This window comes from Paenibacillus borealis, assembly GCF_000758665.1.
GTDB classification, from domain to species: domain Bacteria; phylum Bacillota; class Bacilli; order Paenibacillales; family Paenibacillaceae; genus Paenibacillus_AQ; species Paenibacillus_AQ borealis.
On the sequence record NZ_CP009285.1, the window covers coordinates 3,201,376 to 3,227,701 of the forward strand.

Sequence of the window (26,326 nt, forward strand, 5' to 3'; positions counted from 1 at the left end):
GTACTGTTGAGAACGGCCAAGGGGTGCCTGGTTCTGCTGCTGTTACTGCTGCTGGGCGGCTGCTCAGGCAGCGGAGGCAACAATACGCAGGCATTGATGATGCCTCATCATTCTCCTGCAGTGAATACCGGTTTGCTGCCGCCGGCAGATCGAGCCATGGTCAAGCCGATTGTGCTGGGCTTCTCCCAGCTTGGGTCGGAGAGTACCTGGCGGGAGGCCAATACCGCTTCGATCCGGGAAGCCGCCGGGGAGGCGGGGATTACCCTCATCCTGAAGAACGCCGAACAAGATCAGCAGCAACAGTTCGATGCCATTCGTGGCTTTATCCGGAGCGATGTAGATGTCATAGCGATTGCCCCTGTGGTTCAGACCGGCTGGGAACCGATTCTTCTGGAAATCAGGCAGGCAGGGATTCCGGTGATTATTGTGGACCGTTCAGTCAACGTGGAGAACAGCTCGCTCTATGTCACTTTTATCGGTTCTGACTTTTATGAAGAAGGGGTAAAGGCAGCCAAATATGTGATTGATAAGATGCGCCATCATAGCGAGGCAATCCATATCGCAGAATTGCAGGGCACCGTAGGCTCGACGCCGTCGATTGACCGTGGGCGCGGGTTCCGGAAGATGCTCGGGGACAAGCAGAACCTCCGGATTACAATGACTGCCCCTGCAGATTTCACACAAAGCGGCGGCCGTGAGGTAATGAAGACTTTTTTGCAGCAGCCGAAGGAGAAGTGGCCCCGGGTGCTCTTTGCCCACAATGATGATATGGCTATTGGTGCGGTGGAGGCTATGAAGGAGGCCGGTATTGTACCGGGAAGCGATATTATAATAGTTTCAGTGGACGGCACACGGAGGGCATTTGAGCAGATGGCGGCGGGAAGTATTAATGCTGTTGTCGAATGCAATCCGATGCTGGGCCCCCTGCTGATGCAGGCAGTCAAAGAGATTATGGCTGGCCGGACGCTGCCCAAGCGAATGGTAACACCGGAGGACATTTACACGCAAGAACTGGCTGGTAGGGAGATAGAAAACCGCAAATATTGAAGAAGCAGCCGGGCGCTTTTGCTCCGGCTTTTTTTTTGCAGATAAAACGCAAAAAAAATTCAACTTTTCAAACAAAAAACTACATTGTTCCATGCTGGAATCTATATTAAGATGATCTCGGATAACAAATATTAGTAGATTTATCCAGATAATGCAAGGAAGGAGGAGCTGCCGGGCGATCGTTATTTGTGCGGCAGCCGATTGAGAGGGATTACAAATTAAACTTAATGGAGGTATGCCGATGTTTAAAAAGCTCTTGGTCATTGCAGTAACCCTTGTGTTATTCCTGAACGGTCTGCCCATGATGTCTGTGTCTGCTGCAAACAATGCCACGGCCAAGCAGCCGGGGAATTCCAATCCCCTGATGGATCACAAGCTGGGTGCCGATCCTTTCGCACTGACGTATAACGGAAGAGTCTATGTCTATATGTCCAGCGATGCTTACGTCTATAACAGCAACGGAACCGTGAAGGACAATGATTTCAGCGCCCTGAACAAAATCAATGTCATCTCCTCGGCGGATATGGTGAACTGGACAGATCACGGCGCCATCCCGGTGGCCGGAGCCAATAATGTCAACGGCAGCGCCGGCATTGCCAAATGGGCCTCTCTCTCCTGGGCGCCTTCGGCGGCGGTGAAAAAAATTAACGGCCAGGATAAATTTTTCCTGTATTTTGCAAACGGTGCATCAGGCATCGGCGTGTTAACGGCCAATTCTCCGATTGGCCCCTGGTCGGACCCGCTGGGCAAAGCGCTGGTGACAGGGACTACACCCGGCATGTCCGGCGTGACCTGGCTGTTTGATCCGGCTGTCCTGGTGGACGATGACGGCAGCGGATACCTGTATGCAGGCGGGGGTATCCCCAACACTTCGGACCCGGCATCCATAGCCAATCCCCGGACAGCACGCGTGCTGAAACTGGGTGCGGATATGACGAGTATTGTTGGAAGCGCATCCACCATTGATGCCCCCTATATGTTCGAGGATTCGGGCATTCATAAGTATGGAGGCAAATATTATTACTCGTACTGCTTCAATTTCTCCGGCACACACCCGGCTGCCTATCCGGCAGGTGAAATCGGGTACATGGTGAGCAACAGCCCGATGGGGCCTTTTACGTATACCGGACATTTCCTGAAGAATCCGTACACCTTCTTCGGAGTAGGCGGCAACAACCACCATGCGGTCTTTAACTTCAACAACCAATGGTATGTAGTCTACCATGCCCAGACCGTAGCGAAGGCTGTACTCGGCGACGGCAAAGGGTACCGCTCTCCGCATATCAATAAGCTTGTCCATAATGCGAACGGGAACATCCAGGAGGTTCAGGGAGACATGGCGGGCATTGCCCAGATTGCCAATCTGAATCCGTTCACCAGAGTCGAAGCCGAAACCATCGGCTGGAATGCAGGCATTGCTACTGAAGCTACTCAGGCTGCGGGCGGCCCTGTAAGCAATATGAATGTGACTAGCATTAACAATGGGGACTGGATTGCCGTAGGCAACGCGGATTTCGGTTCCGGAGCCACCAGCTTCAAGGCAAACGTAGCTTCCACCATCACAGGCGGCAAAATCGAAATTCGGCTGGATAGCGCAACCGGCCCATTGGTGGGTACACTTAATGTTCCTTCTACAGGAGGGGCACAAGCTTGGCAGGAGGTAGAGACTACTGTCAGCAATGCAACAGGAGTTCACAGGCTCTACCTGGTATTCACCGGATCAGGCTCCGGCAGCCTGTTTAATCTGGATTACTGGCAATTCTCCACGGGCACCACTGCTCCCGGAACCGGAAGCAAAGTGGAAGCAGAGGATATGACGCTCAGCGGCACTTATGCGGGCAAGATCACTTCTCCGTTCAGCGGGGTAACGTTGTACGGGAATGATGATGCTGCTGCGTTCAATCAGTATTTTGCCTATGGCAGCCATAATATCTCAGTCCGGGGGGCTTCCAGCAACTCCGCCGCAGCCAGGGTCGATTTGCAAATTGGCGGGGTGACCGTCGGCTCCTTCTACTTCAGCGGAACCACACCTACTGTGCAGACCTTGTCCAATGTGGCCCACGGCACCGGTAATCAGGAGGTTAAGCTGATCGTAACTACGGACAATGGAGCCTGGGATGCTTCTGTGGATTATATTGAATGGGGCTTATAATCGCCAAAGGAGATGGATTCAAATTGAAGAACCGTATTAAAAAGCTTGTAAGCGGGTTGGGCTTAACCGGCGTCTTACTCTCATCCGTCATGTCGGGGAACGCCAGTGCCGCGCTTACCAACGGGCCAAAGTTCCTGGGGAATATCATTGCAGGCAGTGTTCCTGCGAGCTTCGCCACCTATTGGAATCAGGTGACGCCTGAGAATGCCACCAAATGGGGAGCGGTTGAAGGCAATCGCAATAATATGAACTGGGGCGGCGCGGATACTTCCTATAATTATGCGGTAAGCAAAAATTTCCCCTTCAAGTTCCATACACTGGTCTGGGCAAGCCAAGAGCCTGCATGGGTTGCCGGCCTGTCGGCGGCAGAACAGAAGTCGGAGGTCAGCGCATGGATTACCGCAGCGGGGCAGCGTTATCCCAAGTCGGCGTTCGTGGATGTAGTCAATGAGCCGCTGCATGCCAAGCCTTCCTACCGCAATGCTATCGGCGGCGACGGAAGTACGGGCTGGGATTGGGTGATCTGGTCCTTCCAGCAAGCAAGAGCCGCATTTCCGAACGCCAAGCTGCTCATCAATGAATATGGAATTATTGGTGATCCAAGCTTGACCAACCAGTATGTGACGATTATCAATCACCTGAAATCCAGAGGCCTGATCGACGGCATCGGCATTCAGTGCCATCATTTCAATATGAATACCGTTAGTGTCTCTACCATGAATACTGTGCTTGGTAAATTGTCCGCCACTGGCCTGCCTATCTACGTCTCCGAGCTGGATATGACCGGTGACGACAATACACAGCTGGCCAGATATAAGGAGAAGTTCCCTGTGCTGTGGGAGAATCCTGCGGTAAAAGGAGTGACCCTCTGGGGCTACATCCAGAATCAGACCTGGGAACCGAATACGCATCTGCTGAATTCTAACGGATCGGAGCGTCCGGCGCTGAAATGGCTCAAGCAATACCTGGGCGGCTCGTCGTCTCTCATGGAAACAACGGATGGTGTTCAAGCAGATTTGGAATCCGTTCCGGTTCCGGTTAAAGATAACTGAATCAGGCTCGAATAGTGTATCAGCAAGCATCTCTCCAAGGGCTGCTCCCGGTGCGTAACAATCGCGCCTGGAGCAGCTTTTTTAACTGCTTGCGGAGTTAGGGGGTTCCCCGCTGAATGCTTCTCTATATTGCGAGGGAGTGTACGAAGTTGCTTTTTTGAAAACCTTTGAAAAATACAGCGGGTCATGGTACCCGACGGAATAGGATAGAGACTTTATAGATAACTGCGAATCCGCCAGCAATGCACAGGCACGCTGGATCCTGAATGCAGTCAGGTAGCCGGAAATAGAGGTTCCAGTTTCTTTCTTGAACAGCCGGAATAAATAGCTGCGCTCAATTTTGACGAATCCCACTACATCCAGAACCGATAAGGAGGAATTCCAAAAGTTGGTTTCTATATATTCTTTTGCGGAAGAGACATAGTCCTTTTTGAGATATGCTTGTTCACTGGGGTAATACTCCATGTAATGGGACAATAACAAATGCAGCCCTGCCTCCGAACGTTCCCGTTCAAAGGGCTCTATGCCGGTGGCCTTGATCTTGTGATACAAGGGTTCTATATCCTGCGGAGGGGCCGTTACAACCGGATGCTCCGGTGAAATATGAATCATCGACAACAGACGGGAGGCCTCAGTCCCGTTGAATTCAATCCAGAAGTACTCCCAGGGGTCCTGCGGATCAGGGTAATAGTACACCTCCATATGCGGAAAAATAATGAAGCTTTCGCCGGTCTGCAACAGGAAGGTTGTCTGGCATGTCTTCAAATAGCCTCTCCCGCTTACAATATAATGCAGAGCATACACATCGCGGACGCCCGGCCCCCATTTGTGCAAATCGGGCGGTTTATATCCGTTTGCTTTAAACATCGGATTCTCGCTGATTCCGTATTCCATTGGCTCCATCTTCAGCACCTGTATCCTTTAGCGTCATAATACTATTAGGTTAAAGCAAATTTATGAAGAAAGATAGCGTTATGAGGATTAACCGATAGTTCAATCATAGTATCAATGCCTTCTTCAGTTCCCTCGGCGTTCATAATTTTTCTACTAGGGGATTTTGGAATTGTCACGGCCAATCCCAAATAGAAAAACCACAAGCTCAATCTATAAATTAATAGGACTATGCTGAATTTGACATAATTTTTTGTGGTACTATATGGGTAATGGTTGGTGACGTGGAAGAATGTAAGCTTATTAATCCGTATTATAGATTTAAGGGGAAGGAAAATGATTATGTCTAATGGAAAAGCTAATATACTATCAGAATAATTCGGACTATGAACGAATCAAAGAATTTAGCATAGTTGGCATTGTAGCTTCACCCGAAAAGTTGGATGGGCTGAAGCAATTCCTGGATCATCTGGATACTCTCCATGGACTGACTTTTATCATTGCTCAACACGAGTCTGCCAAGTCGGAGTTATTTCCACTGGAAGAGCTCTCTGCGCACACTAATATGAAGATATTTCATGCAGCAGATCAAATGGAGATCCATGAGGATTGTATTTATTTGTTGCCTCCCCATCATGATATTAGCTTTCAATCAAGAATAATAAGTCTAACAGAAGTAACTGCTAATAAAGGCAATGATTTGTCGGCTGACCGATTTTTGAATGGACTTACGGGAATTCTTGGAAGCAATACGATAGCTATCCTTTTTTCAAATGAGGGTAGAGACGGTATGCTTGGCATCGATAGTATTTCAAAAGCTAACGGGCTAATCATAGTTGAAGAAACGGATATGACAAATCCTGTCCGCTTGACCGGAAGTGATATTGAAATTGATCAGACCGATTATTTTCTTACTCCTGAGGAAATGCCGGAACATATTATTGAATATATTGATTTTTATATGAATCAGACTAAACAATCGATTGCTGAAGAACTAAGTACATTATTTGCGATCCTGAAGAAGTCTACGGGTGTGGATTTCTCTGTTTATAAACAGGCAAGTATTATGCGCCGTATTCAAAGACGGATGGGTATTCAAGAATTTCAATACCTTAAGGAATACAATCAATATTTATTTAATCATTCCAATGAGGTCACTGCCCTGCAGAAAGATTTATTAATTGGAGTGACGCAATTTTTCCGTGATCCGGCTGCCTTTGCTATTCTTGCCGATAAGGTATTGCCTACCATCTTTGAGCAATGTGGTGCAGACAAGCATTTAAGGGTGTGGGTTGCTGGTTGTTCTACCGGAGAAGAAGTGTACTCCATAGCCATTTTGATTAGAAAATATATGGAGGACATTGAAGAAACTTTTGATGTGACCATTTTCGCCACTGATCTGGACAAGGATTCTATTCAATTCGCCAGCAAAGGGGTATATTCAGACATCATTACAAAGAACGTGAGAGAGGAATACTTGGATGCGTACTTCACCCGCCAAGGAAATGAATACAAAGTAAATAAAGAAATTAGACAAATGGTCATTTTTGCTCAGCACAATTTGGTTAGTGATCCACCCTTTACCCAGCTAGATCTAATTTTATGCCGTAATCTGTTGATTTATTTACAACAACCTGTTCAAAAAAAAGTGATTTCCTTGTTTCATTTTTCATTAAAATCAGACGGGTATCTCTTTTTGGGTCCAAGTGAAACCTTGGGCAAACTGACCAATCTATTTATACCTCTGGATAATAGATGGAATATATACCACCATAAGTTAAGTGATTCGTTATCTGCAGCAGGTTTCTCTGGTATCAGAGAACGTGTGAATGATAAAAAAATGAGTCACAAAAATAATGTGATTGTAAGATTAAAGGAAGCAGAACGGGTTCTTAAATTGGAAACGGTGTATACCAAGCTGATCGAAGAATACGTGACTGCTTGCATTATCCTTGATAGTAACAACGATATCGTTCATATCAATGGGAATGCCAATCAATATTTAGTCTTCCCTAAGGGTAAACCGACACTGAATGTGTTTAAACTGGTTCCTGAATATTTGGGGGTTGTTATTGGGAGTTTGCTGCAAAAAGCGAGAAAAGAACTTAAGGAAATTATTTATAGAGATGTAGCCATTAAGGATAGCTATAAAGGACACTCCATTCATTTGAGAGCAAAGTCTTTTTCAATCGATTCGATAGATGACAAATTGATGATTCTCTTTTTTGAAGATGCTGCTGAACACAAAGAAGTCCTTATCGAGGATGTAATAGATGCAGACTTGATACAGAATCATCAATTTCCAGAGTTACAAGTCAAGGAGCACATTCAGGACCAGGATCAAGAATTGGTTCATGCGAGGGAATTGCTGCATACTGCGAATGCTAAATTAGAGGTGTATAACGAAGAATTGGAAACTTCTAATGAAGAGCTGGGATTGGTCAACGAAGCATTGATTGTTTCCAATGAGGAACTGCAAAGCACGAATGAAGAGTTACAGTCGGGTAACGAAGAATTGATGGTTGTAAATCAAGAATATCAGACTAAAATCCAGGAATTAACCGATTCTAATAATGATATGTCAAACTTTTTTAACAACACCAATATCGCTACTATTTTTCTGGATGAAAAGATGAATGTACGTAAATTCACACCTGCAGTCAGCAAAGAAATTAATTTGGCAGACATGGACATAGGCCGTTCCATCGGCGATATCAAACATAATTTACAATATGACGAACTGATGGCAGACGCAATGAAAGTTCTCTTTTCGGGTGAAAGCGTCAAAAAAGAAATCCGGAATTCAAATGGTAAATGGTTTAGTATTATTCTGTTACCCTATTCAGCATATGATTCCCGCTATCAAGGAATCGCAGTTACGTTAATTGATATTACTGAATTTAAGAATGCAAGAATGTCTGAAGATTTTACGGAGCAGAAAAACAAGCTGGAATTATTACATTCTACGGAGATGCTCTCGGTTATAGGCCTTTTGGCAGCAGGCATCGAACAGGAGATTCATGATACGGATACCTCAACTTCGAAGCTCGGGAAAATCGAAGCCATAACGGATGAATTACTAGTCCTGGCTAGTCCGCAAAAGCAGAATTTCGAATCAAACGATGTAGTCCAAATATTGAAGGAAGTCATCTCCATGTATGAACCACAGGCAACGATCTTCAATGTAGAGATGATAACGAAATTTGCCGATCCGGTACTCTTCGTCAAATGTGTTCCCAATCAGCTCAAAATTGTATTTAGCAACATTATTAGAAATGGTATTGAGGCAATGCCTGCTGGCGGGGATATGTTGATTAAGGTAAAGATCGATGGCGATGAATCAGTAAACATTATTTTTAGTGATAATGGGTCCGGTATACCTGAGGATAAGCTAGTCAACCTGGGAGCTGCCATATATTCAACGAAACAGAATAGTATGGGGTTAGGCTTAATGGTCAGCTACAAAATTATTGAGAGTCACGAGGGTGTGATTTCCATTACAAGTGTGTGGGGTAAGGGAACAGTTGTTAAAATTATCTTGAATCAAGAAACTGGATACCACGACCTCCGCTTATGAGGGAAATCTTCGCCACATTAAACAAAATTACAGCTGATAAAGACCTGTTGGTATATCATGAATACGGTCATGAGTATCTTCCATATCTTGCCGATCGGACACTACAGATGTTCATGGCCTTATAACGGACTATTCTGCCGCGAATATATAAGCTGAACTTAAGAATTATGTATAGCTGATGCATGAATTCTTTGCGAGCCAAGGATTTCATTCAGACAGCAAGTTGAATTCTTAAGTTCGCTCTATATAGACTATAAATAAGCTGCTTATTCTTTTACTGAACCGAGCAAGACACCTTTAACAAAAAATCGTTGGGCAAATGGATACATAACAATCATAGGGATTGAGGCGATAACCATCGCTGCAAGCTCAATAGTGTGGGCGGTTACTAGTCCATGCCCGTCCGAACTGTTTAATAATTGAGATACTGCGAGATTAGAGCCATCGACAGTGTTCATCATGTTCTCAACAGCCCTATTCGATTGAATTAATCTCAATATGACATACTGCAGCGTCTGTAAGCTATTGGATTGCGTGAAATATAGGGTTGTCCCGTAATCATTCCATATATTAACGGCTGTAAATACGGAAAGGGCTGCCAGCACAGGTTTTGAAAGGGGAATGACTATTCGGAAGAAAATCTTGAATTCACTGGCTCCATCCATTTTGGCAGATTCGAACAAGGAGTCAGGAATACCTTTATAATTGGCATTGAAAATAATTACGTTATAGAAACCGCCGAATATATTCGGAAGGATGTAAACCAGGTAATTGTCATATAGCCCCAGCCAGTTCATGAGCATGAAGGAAGGGATCAATCCTCCGCTGAAATACATGCTTGCGAAGCCGATAATTACATAAAACTGTTTTCTTTTCAAGTAGGAGCGGGAGAATGCGTAAGCAAACATTGACGTGTACAGCATGGAAATTACGGTAACAATTATTGTACGTGAAGCGGTTATCCAGGCTGCCTTGAGTATTCCCGGGTCTGCCAGCACCTTTTCCCAGCTTGCCCATGTAAGCTCCCTCGGCCACAGAAATACCGGACCGCGCAGCAGATCCTCACCGCTGTTCAATGAACTGATTAACGAGAACCAGAACGGATATATGGTTATGACCATAAGAATGACCATAATCAGAATCGTTAATGAAGTAAATACGCGTTCTCCTGCGCTTTTCCCTCCAACCATATGTGATCTCTCCTCAGAATAAGCCAGTTTTAGTCAATTTATTGGATAAAGTGTTGGCGCCGACCAACAATAACAATGCAAAAACAGTTTTCATTAAACCGATGGCTGTTGCCGAGGCGAATTGAAATTGCAGCAGGCCGGTTTGATAAACATACGTATCGATAACTTGGCTTGCCGGCAAATTCAAAGTATTTTGCAGCACATAAATCTGTGTGAAATTATTATTCAACATGCCGCTTACGGCAAATATGATCAATACCATTAGAGTCGGCAGAATCCCCGGAATTGTAATATGCAGCATTCGTTTAAGTCTCCCGGCGCCATCGATCGCCGCCGCCTCATACAAGCTCTGATCTACGCCCGCCATGGCCGCCAGATAGAGAATAGCTCCCCAACCCAGATCCTTGAGCAGTCCGGTCAGGATAGCAATTCCCCAGAAATATTGAGGATCTGCCAGAAATTGAAGCGGCTTGTCAATGAGATGAAATTCCATGAGCAGAAAGTTAATAATGCCGTCTGTATTCAGCAGTGTAATGAATAAACCTCCGAATATAACCCAGGACAGGAAATGTGGCAAATAGGTAATCGTTTGTATCAGCGATTTAAATTTGGGATGCTTGATTTCATTCAGCATCAGGGCGAAGAAGAGGGTCACGGGTATTCCCACCAATGCTCCGATAAGATTGATGCCAAGCGTATTTCTGACCATCGGCCAGAATTGGAAGTTGTGAAATACACGGGTGAAATGCTGAAAGTTATTCCAATGGCTTGTGAAGATTCCTCCAATACCCATTGAAGGTTCGTAGCTCTTGAAAGCCATTAATAATCCGAATAAAGGAGCAAAGTTAAAGACAAAGATCAGAATCACTGCTGGAAATAACATCAATTTTAGTTCAAACTGCGTTCTAAAGTCATAGCCGAGCTTATATCCCTTTTGCCGCTGCCTTGTCATATGATCTCCTCCATTCCTAAAATAACAGTGCCAAAGAGCAGTTTTACATATCCGCTTTGGCACCGTTCTTCATCTAAAGACTAGGAATTAACACCTTTAATAACAACCCCGTATTGTTTGCTTTTTTCTTGAATATAATTGTTTCTTTCCTGATCAAGCGCTTCAATACCAAGCTTTTTCAGTTGAGTAATCATATCCTCATAATTTTTATTAAATTCAGCAGCATCATTCGACATAATGATCTTGGCAATTTGCGCTTCCTTATACGTTTTGATCTGCAATTCATCATTCGCAAACTCACTGTCAGCCGGGAATAAATCTGCAGGCAGTTCTAGGGCCGCACTATTATAAATCACAGTATCCTTTGCTTTGCCGTAGGCTGAATTTACATTATTTGCGGTAACTGCCTGTAAATCAGTCTCCGCTGTTGGGGCTTGCTGCATGCTGTAAGAGAACGTAGTGTTATGGAAGGGCCAAAATGCACTTACTCCTGTTGTCATATACTCTGACGCGTCCTTAATACCTTGTTCCGTCTTGATGATATGGCCATTGGCGTCAAAATTGTAATGAATGCCCTCGAAACCGTAGATGTGCAAGAGCATGCCTTCCTTGCTGGTCATAAAACTCAGAAATTTAGCAAGCTTTTCTGGTTCTTTAGTTGTCTTGGATATAAATGTGTGCATCCAGCCGCCGCCCGCCCGCTTATTCTTCGCCAGCACAGGGGTAGTTCCCTTGTCCGACAGGATCGGGCCAGAAGAGGTCCAATAATCATTTAACTGAAAAGATGTATTAGCCGAGTTTCCGATAAAGGTAAATACACGCCCCGAGGCCATGTCTGCTTTAACCGCTGCGTTATCTACAGTCATCTGCCCGGGTTCGAAATAACCGCTTTTGCTGGCTTTATAAAGAAACTCTAAAGCTTCTTTTGTTTCAGGAGCCAAAAGTCTGTCTCTGTAATTTCCGTCCTTGTCGACCGGCATTGCGCCAAACGTGTCCTGAAGAAAGCCCAAGGTTGGTTCCTGATAGGATTTTCCGTCTACTAATAACGGTATAACGGAAGCTCCATTTACCTTCAAATTCAGATCTTTAATCTTTTGGTAAGCGGCAAGCAGACCCTTTTCGGTTTTAATATCATCCAGAGTCAAGCCGGCCTCATTTAACAGATTTTTATTGACAACAATTCCGTTATTGGTAGCATAATCGACGGTATCGATATAAAATTGCCCGGAAGGAGGATAAACCTTTCTTGCATCTTCAGAGTCAATGTGGCTCGGGTAAGCATAAAAACCGCCATCTCTGTCAACTATGGTCTGTTTTACATCCGCAGGGAAATCGGTTAAGAGGTGGGATTCGGGATCATATTTCTTCAGAAATTCATCTAGGTCCCACACCTTTCCGGCCTCTATCAATTTTTTACCCAAGACGTCATTTGTGATTGTTAGAAGGTCGGGCAAATCCTGACCAGATGAAACCAGCATCAGATTTAATTTCGTTTCCCCGTCTTGCGCTGGAATGTTGAATTCGAAGGTAAGGCCGGTCTTCTCAGTTATCGCTCCTTGAACGGTATTCGGATCAGTACTCCAGGTTGAAGGTGGATTCCAAAAATCTACGGTGGAGAACCAGACGGCTTTCGCGGTACTGCCGGTGTTGTTTTCAGATCCCTGGTTCGCGCTTTCCGTTTTGTTAGCGGTTTCATTATTGCTGTTGGAACTACAGCCTGCAAATACTAAAGAGAACATCAGTAATACGAGCAGCATAAACTTCCCTCTCATGAATTTCATAATCTACAAGAGCCCCCTTAAATGAAAATATATGTTGGAACTCCTACATCGTAAACTGCAAACCGTTTTTGGCATATGTTCCAGTTTTTTTATTTTGGTGTTCTGTTCACTTGTACCAATCTAAATTTTGCGGTATTTACTCGGTGTAAGGCCAAAGTTTTTTTTGAACAGCTTGTTAAAATGAAAATAATCCTTGTAGCCAACCCGTTGTACAATTTCATGTATAGATATGGACCCGTCATTTAAAAGTTCCTTCGCCATACTTAATCGTTTGTTCAAAACATATTCAGAATAAGTAGCTCCTGTTTCCTTTTTGATCAATGAACTGAGATACCCCAAGCTGATATTGAATTTCTTAGCGATCGAACTTAGAAGAATATCCTCGGTAAAGCAGCTATCAATGTATTCAATGACTCTCTTTACTTGTTCATTCGGTATATAAACCTCTACTTCCGTTAACTGTTCGAAGAAAAAAATAAATCGTTCAAACAGTTGTTCAGGCGAGCGGAAAATCCGCACAATATGCTCATAAGGGAGATGCTCGATCTCATCAATCACATTAGAGTTACCGTGATATTTAAAGATCATTGATACGATTTGATTGTAGATTATCGTGATTTGTTCGATGCTCAGATGCTCTCTTGTACACTCTTGGCAAGTTTCATTGAGCAAATTAACGATATTTTTATGTGCCAGTTCTTTAATGGATATTTCTAAATTCAGAATCATTTGCCGAACTTCCAGAGAAAGCTTTGCCGGTTTGTACTGATTAATCGTATTGCTATGATGAAAGTACGAACTGAACATCGCGATATCCGCTTCCTGATAGAGCTTGCCAATGGGGGTTGAGGACAATCCAATGCTGCTGATGCCAATATATGTGCATTGAGAAAAATGTTCTGAAATATAGTTTGAAAAATCAAAGTTTTTTTTGCTTTCGTCATAACTGACTAGAATCGAAATCTTGTTTTGGCCCGTGCGGAAACGAATAGTGTGCAATTCTTTTTCCGGCATTATCTTCTGCTCAGACAGTAAGGCGGTTGAAGTAGAATATAAACAGCAAACAAACCGATAGTGGGGATATTCATTCATAATTCCTTTGTTGTTCAAAAAATTTCCGATTGTAATTTTGTTATCCGGTTCCAGAAGTTCAAACAAATCATCAAGAAACAGATCCAGCTCTTTTGAAGATCTTTGGGTGTCTTTTAGACAATAAATCAATCTTGATATTGTTTCTTTCAGTTTGTCTTTGTCAATCTGTTTCAGTAAATAATCAAATGCGCCGAAGCGGATTGCCTGCTGTGCATAAGTGAAATCGGCATAACCGCTAACGAGAATCACTTTGGTTTGGAGCTGCATTTGATTTATTTTTTCCAAAAGCTGAATTCCGTCTAAACCTGGCATCCGGATATCGGAAATGATAAGCTCCGGTTTACGGTCTTGAATAATCCTCAAAGCGCTCAAACCATCATACACTGTTCCTATCACTTGAAATCCTAGGCTCTCCCAATCTATTAAGTGCATAATTCCATAGGCAACCCATGGCTCATCATCAGCGATTAGTACTTGATACATTAGCTTCCTCCTTCTTCCGTCTGTCTGTATATAGGGAAAGTAATAGATACGGTTGTTCCTTTATTCAAGATGCTGTCGATCGTCAATTTCGCTTCATCCTCATAAAAAAGCTTGATTCTTCGATAGATATTGGATAGTCCAATGCCGAGTTTTTCATCGTTTACTGTGTTTCCAGGGGTCATAAACTGCTGCAAGGATTTTGAAAGGTTGCGTAGCTGCTGTTCTTCCATCCCGCAACCGTCATCCTGAATGGTGATTTTGCATTTCTTCACAGTTGTGCTTTCAATTCTTACTAAAACCGTACCGGGATCGATTTTTTTTTCGAGTCCGTGAAAGACAGCATTCTCCACAATGGGCTGCAGCAGCATTTTCAGAGTTTGTACTGCGAGCAGACTTTCATCTGTTTGTATGACAATTTGTATTTTTCCTCCAAAACGAAACTCAATAATTTTGGCATATTCCTTTAGATGTATGATCTCATCCCGAATTGTCACCAAATGAGTACCCTTTACCGAATACCGGAACATATTGGATAGGGATGCCGTAATGTCTGCAATCTCTCCTACTTTGTGATAAAGCGCAATCGCACGGATACTCTCCAAGGTGTTATAGAGAAAATGAGGGTTAATCTGGTTGCGATAAGCCGATATTTCCATCTGTTTCTTGATTATTTCTGTCTCATACATCTGCTTTTGCACAATTTGAACATTACGGCTTAATTGGTCAATATTGTCTAGCATCTGGTTTAAATTATTGGCCAGCACTCCGATTTCGTTGTAGTACACCACATTGAATCTTCTGGGGCCACCACTTTTGGCGTAAGATTTAATAAAGTCCAATAATGCTTTGACTGGTTTCAGGATTCGCGAATAGAAAATCAGTAAAAAAAGGCAAAAAATCGAAAAGATAATCAAATACGTTGCCACATTCAAACGCTCAATAATATCCAAATCCTGAAGCAGCTCTTTCTTGGGGATTACACTGATAATTTTCCATCCGTTATAGGAGAGGGTTATATTTTGCACTATATAGCGCGGGTCTTCGCTCCATTTCTTTAACTTATCCATTTCTTCAGTATTTATAGCCCCATCTGTACCCGCAATAATATTGTTGTTCTGATCGACTAGCAATAATTCGGAATGATTTGAAATCTTCGATTTGCTCAGAATACTGTTTAAATTGGCCACATCCATAATAAATACACACATGCCCCGATAATCCCTTAGCACATAGTTGTTCTGCAGATTGTATACCGGAACGGCAATAGTATAGTAGGTAGCATTCAACTGATTTGGATGCAAAACCGTATATTCAATTGAAGATACCCGTTTTTTGGTAGAGGGCTCAACTGCTCTTCCTATACTGGTTATCATGGTGCCTTCACTATCGTATAGCTGAATCCCCTTCATATTTTTTTTCAATGAAAGCGTGCTGGAAAACTCCGAAACGATTTCCTTATCCATCAGAATTCTTGATAGAACATTAGTTGAACTTAAATAGCTCTGAATTGTGGGACTGTAAAGTAGAGAATAGGAAATGCCGTCCATATCCGAAAAAAAACTCACCATGGTTTCTTCGATTTGCAGCATTATTTTTTTGGAAGAATCCGCAACCTTCTTCTCAATGATATTCCGGGCTATCAAGTTGGACACCATAAATGAAATCAATAGGATTATCAGCATAAGAACGATTAAATATAGAATCTGTTTCATCAGACTTACCTTTCGGAAACTCCTCAGCATGTAAATTCTCCTTCAAGCAATGATTTGTTTATCCTTTCAGACAATGCGTAGCACTTTGCTTAAAAGTCTAATATTAACAAAAGACTAATTCAATTAAATATTTTAAAAATGTTACTTGGTTTTTCTGCCTTTTGAGAATGATATCTAATTAAATAAGAGGTGGGGATTCACGTTTTGATTCATAATTGACGAAATTATTGCCAATTGCATGTGATTGTTAATATAAACACTAATTAATAAATGAAAAAACTAATTAAAAAGGAAGAGGGTTGTGATGAAATGAAGACAGAAGGAATGTTGAAAATTTATACTGAGCAGTTCGGTGAGGATAACGCTGACAGCCTGGGAGAAGGTGGAGCGCGGAGGCGGTAAAAGCTCTATTGCAGTCGAAGACAGCTACTCTCTGAATGAACGTAACCGGAACTATCTCGTTATCGACACCCTGGCAGAGGGTGACGGGGTCGGAGTCAGCTTTCATGACGGGGCTTCAGAACAATGCACATGCGGTAGGCTTGGCTTGTTATGCCCCGATGCTCTGCAACGTGGATTATGTGAACTGGAAGGCAGAATCACTTTACGGCCATGAAGAACAGTTTTTCGTATGTTTTCCCCAAACAATCCATTACAGTTTTTAGGATTAAGCCAAAATACAACTTCCTAAATGAAGATGGAAGACAGCAGAATACGCAATAGATTCGAGCAACAGCGGGAGGCCGGGAAATTCTCAACTTAAGCCGATCCATTACGCCAGGCTTCCCTTACGCAGTTGACCCTCTTTTCTCTTAAAAGTAAAAACCTCACCGCGAGCTTTAGGCAGCCTGTTATGTAGTCTGTTTTCTGCGGTATTGATAGGGTGTGATCCCATACTGATCTTTAAACAGCTTGATAAAATATTGAGGTTTTTTGTAACCGACTAAATGAGAAATATCGGTCACATGTAAATTAGAATCAATCAATAACCTCGCAGCCTTCTCCAACCGCTTAAAGGAAATATAATTTGATAAATTTTCCCCAGTCTCCTGCTTATAGAGTTTAGAAAGATAAACAGGATGAAGATGAACGATTTTCCCCAAATCCTCCAAGTTCAAACATTCGCTAATATGATTCGCTATATATACCTGAACGGTCTGAATGATATCATCATTAGATAATTTGATGTTTCTCTCCAATTGAGCGATGCCCAGTATAATCGAATGTAATGCGACATCCGGATTTTTTAATTGGTTGAATATCCAGTCTTGTACCTCCGCAGGCTGCAACTTGTTATTCGTAAAATAAAGATAATAAATCACTTCCAGCAGATAGATTGTCTTTAGCTTCCTGGAACTGATTTTGGGGAAATTTTTAAGGATCTTTTTTCTGGCACATTCCCAATCTCCTGACTCTAATTTTGGGAATTCAGCACTATCCCGCACGATTGCAAACTCACTGATGCCCACATTTTCATCAAAAAAGAATTGGTAGAAATAATACCGGACCGTATTTTTGTGACTGAATTCAAACTTTTCAGAAAACGTAATATTTTCAATACTGTTCTCTAACCTTTCCGTATTGGAATATAACACTATCCCCGCTAATGTCGAAGTGGTGCTCCAAATGAATTGATCTAAACCGCCGTTATTGTCACGAAGCGTCATTTCATCTTTCTCCCGGGCATCGGAGACCTGGAAAAAGCAGAAAGGCTGATTCATAAAAGCGTTATCATAAGTGCTGTAATCATTGCCTGTTGGGTGACGCTCGCCTATAACGGAAAGCAAGTAACCCAGACCATCAAACTTCTCCCATGCAACCGAGGTTTTCAATTTTTTCTCATTGATAATTTTAATTACTTGTCTCATGGCTTTTTCCATATCCTCTTTATCCACGGGTTTAAGCAAATAATCGAGTGCCCCTAAACGTACGGCTTTTTGAGCGTAATCAAATTGGGAATAGCCTGAGAGAAAAACGACTTTGGTTCTTAGCGACATCTCATTAATGTGCTGCAGCAGGTCAATGCCGGAGACCTCGGGCATACGGATGTCCGTAATAAGAATATCAATGTGATTCTGACTCAATATTTGTTTGGCCTCAATCGAATTTGTAGAGGTCTCAATATGCTCAATTCCAAAACTTCCCCAATCCAGCAGATGCTTTAAATATTCAACGATGTAATGCCCGTCATCAACGATCAATAAGCGCATTTTGTCCTCCTTCATCAAGCGAGAAATCAATATAAGCCAGTACGGATAAGCCACCCCAGTCATTTGTGAAAAACCGCAGGCCGCTTAATTCACCATACGCATTTTTAAGACGCTGGTGGATATTCCAAAGACCGATCCCTCTAGTCCCTTCAGGAGGCGTTTCATTTCCAATCCTGATCATGAGCTGCCATATTTCATCAGGGGTAAGCCCCTTGCCGTCATCGGCGATAATAATCAGTGCTCCAGAGTCAAGAGTCTTTACATCTATCGAAACACGATGCGCGCCTTGATGCTCTTCAATGCCGTGCTGAATCGCGTTTTCGACAATGGGCTGGATCATCAGCGGCATAATGCGATGCTCTCCAAGCTCAGGGGGCAAATTGATTTCATAATTAATATTTTTGCTAAGGGACATGATGGATAAATAATGATCCGCAAGCTGCAGTTCAGAGGCAAGAGTGGCGTCATGCGAATCCAATTTGGTCAAATAACGGTAATATTCCGCCAGATGCTTGCTCATTTGCATGACTGCATCCGGTGACGCCTTCGCCATTGACATAATAAAAAACAGATTATTATAAAGAAAATGTGGATTGATCTGGGCCTGCAGCTGCTTCACTTCTGCATTTCTTCGCAGCTCCGTTTCAGTCTTCAAGGATGCGAACAGAGTTTGGATTTTAACAACCATGTGGTTAAAGCTTTTAAATAGATTATAGAACTCATTAACCGGGTTTTCGCTAATTCTGGTGCTGTAGTTCCCTTGTTCCACCTGATAGAATTTTTTGCCCAGCAAATACACATTTCGGTAAAAATTGCGATAGAACATAAGAATGACAATAAGGCCAATAACCAGGATAACCAGGATACTTCCCAGAAACACTTGCTGATTCCGGTGAAGCGGATTCATAAAATCACTCATCCGTGTATACGTGACAAGGTACGTGTCGATGGGTTGAATGTACTTCGATAATACATAATAGTCATCGTCTTCGGTATGATAGTCAAACTTTAGAATCTCCTGTGTAACCGGCGTAATCGTCTCCTTGGTCTTTTCCTCAATCCGGCTGTCCACTTTCTTGTTGCTAATTAACAAGCTTTTGTTTACGAGGAAAAAAGCATTGGAGCTGCCGCCGCTAACCGCTCGCTCAAGCAAGCTTGTTAAATATTCCGTTTTCAGCTTAACACCTACGATGTACTGAACATCAGCAGGATTCTTCGGCTGGTTAATATAAGGATAGATTGAGAAATAATACAAACTGTTATTATAAGTCTGCCAGCCCCGGTTGCTTACTTTCTCAAAGGGCAGCTTGGCAAGCGGATCAGAACCAGTGGTAATGAAGGTGCCTTCAGATTTCCAATAGATTCCGATCGATTCAACCGACTGGCTGGAGAGAAGCGGATCCGAAATCCGGTTATAAATATCATTTTTCTTCATCTGCGCATCGTAATTACTTAATTCCAGTATCCTGTTTTGGTAGAAACGCACAGAGTTGTCAGTTGTATACTGGATGCCGTACATACTCGCCTCGGAAATTATACCGTCCACAATGCTATCGACATAGGCAAGCTGATTTTTGGAAGAGTTAATCATGCTCTCCTGAATGGTTCTAGACCCCATTGTATTCATTACGAAAAACAAACCTATAGTAAGTAAAAGGAAAAAAATGAAGAAATAAATAAACCTCTTCATGTTTACTCTCTTGATCATATTTAATTCTCCTGTCGCAAAGACTACTTCTTCTGTATAAAGCAACGGTATACCAAATATCATAATCCATAATTTCTAAAAGAAAAAGAGAATGTGACTTCTGGATGAAACCGCTCTTCAAACATGTTGAGGGAGTGGTCATGATATTTAGATTAAGGCATTTTAGTATGAAAGCGCTTTTGTTACCATTAACCCTGAAAGAAATAAGGATCTGGATATATATAAGGGGGTAAGAAAAATAACTCAGATTATAAGCAACCAAGTCACACAAATGAAAACAGACGATGTCAAAAGGAACAGGAAGAACCCTTGGAACAAGGAAGTTAAGAAAAATTGGCCATTGTATGTGTTATGTATCCCTGCATTGGTTTTTGTACTTATTTTTGCTTACGGTCCTATGGTCGGCTTAGTTATTGCCTTCCAGGATTACAAGCCATGGTTGGGAATGATGCATTCAACCTGGATTGGACTTGATAATTTCGCGAGAATATTCCAGCAAGAGGAAGCGACGCAGGCTATCATCAACACTCTGATTATTGCCGTAATCAAGATTATTGTCGGGGTTATCGTCCCGATTGCTATGGCGATTCTGTTGAGTGAGCTCCGAAATGTCGGGGTCAAGAAAAGTATTCAGACTTTGGTCTATTTGCCTCACTTCTTGTCCTGGGTAACGGTTGCCGGAATCATGATCGATATTCTGGGCCTTGACGGCGGCATCAACCATTTCCTGGCGAATGTCTTCGGAACCAAGCCGATCTTCTTCCTGGGCGATCCGGGGCTGTTCAGACCGACAGTCATAATCAGTGACTTGTGGAAGAATTTCGGGTTCGGCATGATTGTCTATTTAGCCACCATTACAGGAATAGACCCCTCCTACTATGAAGCGGCTGAAATCGACGGCGCAACACGCCGGCAGCAAACCTGGCATGTGACACTTCCCACCATGCTGCCGATGATCATTGTTATTTCTACATTGAGCCTTGGAAGTATCCTTGATGCAGGATTTGATCAAATCTTCAATTTGTACAATCCGCTTGTATACAGCACCGGGGACATTATCGATACTTATGTTTACCGGGCATCCTTATTAAATGGACAATACGGGTTCGGTACCGCCGTCGGTTTGTTCAAATCCGGTATCAGTTTCATCCTGATTATCATTTCTTACCGGATTGCCTACAAGGTAGCCAACTATAAAATATTCTAGAGAGGAGAAAAGAGAGTGTATCATAAGTCCAAGGGATACAAGATTTTTTCATTCTTCAATTATATATTTCTGATTCTGATTGCCTTGACGTGCCTCTTGCCTTTGCTACATTTGCTCGCGCAATCGTTTAGCAGCAAGGCCGCCGTAAACGGTGATTTGGTATCCTTTTGGCCAGTGGATTTTAATACGGAGTCCTATGCTAAAACCTTTAATAACTCGAATTTTACCGGTTCTATGCTTATTTCAGTGATCCGGACGGTTTTGGGGACGCTGATCAGCATGTTTGTCATAACGACCGCCGGGTATGCCTTGTCAAAGGACTTCCGCGGACGCAATGCATTGATGTGGATTTTCGTCTTCACCATGCTGTTCTCCGGCGGGTTGATTCCTTCCTATATTCTGGTTAGCAGTCTTGGATTGAAGAACACCATCTGGGCGTTGGTTTTACCGGGTGCCTTTGGGGCTTACAATATGATATTGCTCATGAATTTCTTCAAGACGATTCCGAAAGCGCTTGAAGAAGCTGCATTTATTGACGGTGCTTCGTTCTTCGGCATCTTCTGGAGAATCTATCTGCCGCTGTCTCTTCCCGGCTTGGCAACCGTCGGATTGTTTATCATGGTCGGGCACTGGAATTCTTGGTTTGACGGAATTCTATATATGTCCGATACGACCCAATATCCGCTGGCTTCTTTCCTGCAGACGATAGTCGTACAGGGTTCAGCACAGAATATGGCCCTCAGTCCATCTGAGGCGGCGGTAATGTCGGAGCAAAGTATCAAGGCTGCACAAATCTTTATCAGTACTTTACCTATTATTCTTGTGTATCCCTTCCTCCAAAGGTTCTTTGTTAAAGGTATTGTTCTGGGAGCGGTAAAGGAGTAATGGACAAAGCTATATGCACTTATATATTTCTAAATATAAAGGGGACAAATTGATGAAAAAGACAAGTGCTATAATTACTACTGCCCTTCTGCTGGCAGGGTTGCTGGCAGGCTGCGGTTCGAAAAACAATGGATCGGACGCTGCGACAGAATCAACGCTGAAGGACGGCAAGTATGATCCTCCAATCACGATTACCATTTCGAAACAGCAAGACGAGAATGCCGGCAAATACATTAATGGTGAAAGTCTGAATAACAATGTGATGACACAATGGGGTGAGGAGAATCTCGGTATCAAAATTGAAACTACGCTACTCGGCGGTGATTGGTCCCAATACAATACCAAATTGCGTTTGGGGCTTACCGGCACCGAGCAACTCCCGGATGTCATGCCTGTGTATGATACTGCGCTGCTGAATGATATGATTCAATCCGGACGCGTCAAAGAGATTACAGAAGATATTAAAAAATATATGCCGGACCGTCTGAAAGAGATTTACAAGCAGTTCCCGACCACTTTTACCCCGGTTGTTCAGGACGGCAAGGTGTATGGAATGGCTATTTCCCCCAATCTGACTGAAGGCGAAGTAATGCTTATCCGTCAAGACTGGCTTGATAAACTGAATCTGAAAGCGCCTACTAATATTGATGAATTCGAAAAAGTCATCGCTGCCTTTACGAATGATGATCCGGACGGCAACGGTAAAAAGGATACTTACGGGTTTGACTTCTCCGGCAAGGACGGCTATAACACCGGATGGGTAAGCGATGCTGTTATGATATTCAGTGCGTATACCGGCAAGCATCTTCCCGGTAAATGGTTGGAAGAAGACGGCAAGTTGACTTACGGATCAGTTGCGGACGGTAACAAGGAAGCCTTAGCTAAACTCCGTGATTGGTATTCCAAAGGTTATTTGAATAAAGAATTGGCTACAAAGGCCGCATGGGACGCACTAGCTGATTTTACGGAAGGCAAAGCGGGAATTATCATTGGCCGTCCTTGGCTGTACGGCAGTATTAAAGATGTCGAAAAGAATGTGAAAGGTGCGAAGGTTAACGCTTATCCAACAATCAACGCTATAAACGGCGACAAAACCTACCAATCTGCCCAACTCAATGACGGTGTCTTTATGTTCAACAAAGACTTCAACAATATGGAAGCCTTCTTCCTGTACTATGACAAGCTCTACGATGTGGCGTTCGGTACCGGCGACTTCAAGTATGGCTACGCTCAAGGCTATGACTATGATATCGTAAATGATCAGGTCACCTTTGATTCCAAAAAATTCAACAATCCCATTGACGAAGTTCAAGGTGTAGGCAAGATGCTCTTCACAAAGAATACTCCCAGCGTAGATGGCACAGGAAAATCTTTCTATGACCTGGCGAATGGTTCCAAGGCCGACAATGGTGTCTTGATGAGATCTGATGCGGCTGATCAAACAACCAAAGACGGGTACGTAATTTCTTATGAAAACAGGGATGTATTGCTGCCGGATGCATTCAACGGCGCGCCTACCAAGACTATGCAAACTTCATGGGCGCAATTGCAAACGACGGAAATAGAAATGTTCACGAAGATTATTTACAGCAATGAACCGCTTGAAGCTTATGATGATTTTGTGAAAAAATGGTATGAAAAGGGCGGTACGCAAATTACCGATGAGGTGAACGATTGGTACGTGAATGCCAGTAAAATAGATGTCATGGCTAATATGGGCTTGAAATAAGCTTTATAATGCCATCTGCAGATCCGGTTAAGGTTATCCTTGGCCGGATTTGTTTTTTGAAGCCGGACTTCTAATTGCGCAGTCTCCAGAAGCTGATGGCACTTCGAGTGTTGAAGTAATTACGCTTGCTTATGACAATCACAGGCAGTTATGGACTGTTGAATACGGCAGTTCCGCTGCTGTAAGACTCCGGAATCAGGAAATGTCACTTTGCGTGGGTCAGGCCAGTTCCTTGACGCTGGAGCCTATCCATAATGACGCAGCCCATTTCCATTGGCTTCTCGCAGAAGAAGAAGAGAACAGGCTGGTTATCACATATAAGGACGGCAGGGTTCTTACAGCAGAAGGAGAGAAACGGGAGGGGGCTGGCCGTGTATTCCTTGAACAGCAATCTCCATATAACCCCGGTTCTGGTCCCAGCCGGCAGTATTTCCAGCTGCTTCCGGTAAGAGAATACGCTGGAGGTCCGGGCCCATATTAGCGACGGAAGCCAGACGGCCAACAAGTAAGTATTGTCCATGTTTTCATAAGATCCGTATATACGCATAATGATATCGCTTACATTATAATGATTGAAAGTGTAGAAAAGGGGAATCTCTATGAGCTTATCTATTCCTGCGGAATTACTCCAGGCAGGTCCACATACTGAATGTCACAGATTGTCTTCCGAATGCTTCTATATGACAACACCGCCGCAAGGTGGAAGTGTATACTTTGAATCTGACAATGCTGGCCGCTCAGTATGGACTGATTTCGATTTTGTGACGGCCGAGGTTTTTCATGAGTCACATGATGTGCTTGTCCTGCTGTTTACTTTTCATGACCAGGAGAACCGGTCGATTACGTTCCATTTGGGAGTCCTGCCAAATGTCAAAACTGTTATATGCCTGCCGCTCAGCCATCTGAACGGGGAGAAGCTGTTCCTCGACCGTTATCCCGGCATCATGCAGTCTGTGATGCGGGGAGATACCTATGTTGACCGGAGCAGCATTAATCGAATGACGATCGCCACCATCCCTTCCATTACAGATAGAAGAATAGAATTTGCCGGGTTATCCTTGACCAGAAGCATTCCTCTATTTGATTATGACCCTATGCCTTATATCAATGAGCTGGGCCAACTGGCTAGCAAAGACTGGATAGGCAAAATGGAAGATCCGCAGCAAATGGTGCGGAAGCTTACGGAAGAGCGACTGCTTGCCGGAGTAGCGGATTCCCGCGGCAGCGAATATGGCCGGTATGGCGGGTGGAAACGGATGGAATTTGCTGCCACAGGCTTTTTCCGCACAGAGCATGACGGCAGCCGCTGGTGGTTTGTCGATCCCGACGGCTATGCCCTGTTCAGCACGGGCATGGACTGTATCGCTCCTGCTTCTCCTATGCGGGTATCGGGTATGGAGCATTTGACTCCGCAGCTGCCCGGCAGCGATGGACTATACCAAGAGGCCTGGTCACAGGGAGGGCGGGAATTCAGCTTCGAAATTGCCAATCTGATCCGCTCCTTTGGCAGCCAGTGGCGTCAGACTTGGCAGCAGTTAACCGAATGCAGGTTGATTAAATGGGGTTTCAACACAATTGGGAACTGGTCCGATTCTGACTTTATTCGTAATTCCAAGCTGCCGTATGTCTATCCGCTGGAGAGTTTCCCGGTCACAGAGCTGACCATTTTCCGTGATTTCCCGGATGTGTTCAGTCCGGAATATGAACGGAGTGCCGAAAGCTTCGCAGACCAGCTTCGTGTACTGCGTGAGGACCGGAGAATGGTCGGCTATTTCATGCGCAATGAGCCGCATTGGGCATTCGTCGACAGTCTGAATCTGACGCATCAAATGCTGCAGTCACCGGTCCGTTATGCCAGCAAAGAAAGATTCGTCCAGTGGCTGGAGGATAGGTATAGAACGGTGCAGTCTTTGAACAAAGCCTGGGGAAGTTCATATAAGAGCTTGGAGAGTCTGTATTTGGCGGAGACGGCGGTGGAGCACAGAAGCTCTGCTCGGGAAGCCGATTATGCTGAATTCAACCGGATACTGATCCGGCGGTACGTGGAGGTGCCAGCCCGTCTGTGCAAGCTGGCGGACCCGGACCATCTCAATCTGGGCATGCGTTATGCCTGGGTGGGCAGCGACGATATGCTGGAGGGCTGCGAGTGGTTTGATGTATTTTCGCTGAATTGCTATCAATTCTCTCCTGACCGGGAACAAATTGAACATATCAGCAAGGTGTTGAACAAGCCGGTAATGATCGGTGAATATCATTTCGGTGCGGCGGATGCCGGCATGCTCGCTTACGGAATCCGGGCGGTTGGAACCCAGGAGGAACGGGGACAAGCTTACCGTTATTACGTCGAGCAGGCGGCGGCGATTCCAGAGCTGATCGGTGTCCATTATTTTCAGTGGAACGATCAGCCGGTGCTTGGGCGCTTTGACGGTGAGAATTATCAAATTGGTGTGGTAGATGTCTGCAACCAGCCGTATCAGCCCTTCGTGGAGGGTGTGAAGCAGGCTCATTCCAACATGTATGAGGTGCGGACCGGCCAGGCTGAACCATATGATGTACTTCCGATTGAGATTCCCAAAACAGGATTCTGACGGAGAACTGAATGGAAATGCGGCCAATTGCTGATACAATAAAGAATGGGAGCTGCCCGGGGTGAAATCC

18 protein-coding genes and 1 pseudogene are annotated in these 26,326 nt (G+C 44.0%); 11 read left to right on the plus strand and 8 right to left on the minus strand.

The annotated features are described in order from the left end of the window. The first annotated feature begins 6 nt into the window (after nt 1-6). The 3 genes from PBOR_RS13185 (at nt 7) to PBOR_RS13195 (ending at nt 4,251) form a co-directional block, all read left to right on the plus strand. Nucleotides 7-1,047, plus strand: a complete 1,041-nt coding sequence (locus PBOR_RS13185; protein ID WP_245648154.1) for an ABC transporter substrate-binding protein — start codon at nt 7-9, stop codon at nt 1,045-1,047. 241 nt (nt 1,048-1,288) lie between these two features. Next, nucleotides 1,289-3,199 (plus strand): carbohydrate-binding protein, encoded by a 1,911-nt coding sequence (locus tag PBOR_RS13190; protein WP_042212245.1) that lies wholly within the window; start codon nt 1,289-1,291, stop codon nt 3,197-3,199. A gap of 23 nt (nt 3,200-3,222) precedes the next feature. Beyond that, nucleotides 3,223-4,251: an endo-1,4-beta-xylanase gene (locus PBOR_RS13195; protein ID WP_245648155.1), complete on the plus strand. Its 1,029-nt coding sequence runs from the start codon at nt 3,223-3,225 to the stop codon at nt 4,249-4,251. Between the two features lie 81 nt (nt 4,252-4,332). On the opposite strand, the gene PBOR_RS13200 is transcribed toward PBOR_RS13195, so the two are convergent. Then, nucleotides 4,333-5,154: an AraC family transcriptional regulator gene (locus tag PBOR_RS13200; RefSeq protein WP_042212248.1), complete on the minus strand. Its 822-nt coding sequence runs from the start codon at nt 5,152-5,154 to the stop codon at nt 4,333-4,335. Between the two features lie 337 nt (nt 5,155-5,491). Between PBOR_RS13200 and PBOR_RS13205 the strand changes: the two genes are divergently transcribed. Next, nucleotides 5,492-8,719: a CheR family methyltransferase gene (locus tag PBOR_RS13205; protein ID WP_042212250.1), complete on the plus strand. Its 3,228-nt coding sequence runs from the start codon at nt 5,492-5,494 to the stop codon at nt 8,717-8,719. A gap of 8 nt (nt 8,720-8,727) precedes the next feature. Beyond that, nucleotides 8,728-8,844 (plus strand): annotated as a pseudogene (locus PBOR_RS38040) (acetylxylan esterase); the annotation flags it as partial. A gap of 141 nt (nt 8,845-8,985) precedes the next feature. On the opposite strand, the gene PBOR_RS13210 reads toward PBOR_RS38040, so the two are convergent. The 5 genes from PBOR_RS13210 to PBOR_RS13230 all read right to left on the minus strand — a co-directional run bounded on the left by PBOR_RS13210 (nt 8,986) and on the right by PBOR_RS13230 (nt 15,806). Further along, complete coding sequence (locus tag PBOR_RS13210) at nt 8,986-9,909, minus strand: carbohydrate ABC transporter permease (RefSeq protein ID WP_042212253.1); 924 nt, start codon at nt 9,907-9,909, stop codon at nt 8,986-8,988. 13 nt (nt 9,910-9,922) lie between these two features. Next, nucleotides 9,923-10,861: an ABC transporter permease gene (locus PBOR_RS13215; RefSeq protein WP_042212255.1), complete on the minus strand. Its 939-nt coding sequence runs from the start codon at nt 10,859-10,861 to the stop codon at nt 9,923-9,925. Nucleotides 10,862-10,941: 80 nt separating this feature from the next. Beyond that, on the minus strand, nt 10,942-12,642 hold the full coding sequence (locus tag PBOR_RS13220) for an extracellular solute-binding protein (protein ID WP_042212258.1): 1,701 nt from the start codon (nt 12,640-12,642) through the stop codon (nt 10,942-10,944). Between the two features lie 120 nt (nt 12,643-12,762). Next, on the minus strand, nt 12,763-14,217 hold the full coding sequence (locus PBOR_RS13225; RefSeq protein WP_042212260.1) for a response regulator transcription factor: 1,455 nt from the start codon (nt 14,215-14,217) through the stop codon (nt 12,763-12,765). Next, complete coding sequence (locus tag PBOR_RS13230; RefSeq protein ID WP_245648157.1) at nt 14,217-15,806, minus strand: cache domain-containing sensor histidine kinase; 1,590 nt, start codon at nt 15,804-15,806, stop codon at nt 14,217-14,219. The genes PBOR_RS13225 and PBOR_RS13230 overlap by 1 nt, the downstream gene beginning before the upstream one ends. A gap of 475 nt (nt 15,807-16,281) precedes the next feature. Here PBOR_RS13230 and PBOR_RS38455 point away from each other — a divergent pair, with 475 nt between their 5' ends. Then, nucleotides 16,282-16,545 (plus strand): hypothetical protein, encoded by a 264-nt coding sequence (locus tag PBOR_RS38455; protein WP_342671111.1) that lies wholly within the window; start codon nt 16,282-16,284, stop codon nt 16,543-16,545. Between the two features lie 235 nt (nt 16,546-16,780). Here the strand turns inward: PBOR_RS38455 and PBOR_RS13235 are convergent, their stop codons facing one another. Both PBOR_RS13235 and PBOR_RS13240 read right to left on the minus strand, forming a co-directional pair. Continuing rightward, complete coding sequence (locus PBOR_RS13235; protein WP_042212265.1) at nt 16,781-18,139, minus strand: response regulator transcription factor; 1,359 nt, start codon at nt 18,137-18,139, stop codon at nt 16,781-16,783. Then, complete coding sequence (locus PBOR_RS13240; RefSeq protein ID WP_042212266.1) at nt 18,120-19,847, minus strand: sensor histidine kinase; 1,728 nt, start codon at nt 19,845-19,847, stop codon at nt 18,120-18,122. The genes PBOR_RS13235 and PBOR_RS13240 overlap by 20 nt, the downstream gene beginning before the upstream one ends. A 271-nt stretch (nt 19,848-20,118) precedes the next feature. Between PBOR_RS13240 and PBOR_RS13245 the strand changes: the two genes are divergently transcribed. The 5 genes from PBOR_RS13245 (at nt 20,119) to PBOR_RS13265 (ending at nt 26,256) form a co-directional block, all read left to right on the plus strand. Next, complete coding sequence (locus tag PBOR_RS13245) at nt 20,119-21,054, plus strand: ABC transporter permease (RefSeq protein WP_042212268.1); 936 nt, start codon at nt 20,119-20,121, stop codon at nt 21,052-21,054. Nucleotides 21,055-21,069: 15 nt separating this feature from the next. Further along, nucleotides 21,070-21,939, plus strand: a complete 870-nt coding sequence (locus PBOR_RS13250; RefSeq protein WP_042212270.1) for a carbohydrate ABC transporter permease — start codon at nt 21,070-21,072, stop codon at nt 21,937-21,939. Between the two features lie 52 nt (nt 21,940-21,991). After that, nucleotides 21,992-23,668: a type 2 periplasmic-binding domain-containing protein gene (locus tag PBOR_RS13255; RefSeq protein WP_052429462.1), complete on the plus strand. Its 1,677-nt coding sequence runs from the start codon at nt 21,992-21,994 to the stop codon at nt 23,666-23,668. A 49-nt stretch (nt 23,669-23,717) separates the two neighbouring features. Next, nucleotides 23,718-24,149, plus strand: a complete 432-nt coding sequence (locus tag PBOR_RS37700) for a hypothetical protein (RefSeq protein WP_042212272.1) — start codon at nt 23,718-23,720, stop codon at nt 24,147-24,149. A 199-nt stretch (nt 24,150-24,348) separates the two neighbouring features. Next, nucleotides 24,349-26,256, plus strand: a complete 1,908-nt coding sequence (locus tag PBOR_RS13265; RefSeq protein ID WP_218918904.1) for a beta-galactosidase — start codon at nt 24,349-24,351, stop codon at nt 26,254-26,256. Nucleotides 26,257-26,326 lie beyond the last annotated feature (70 nt).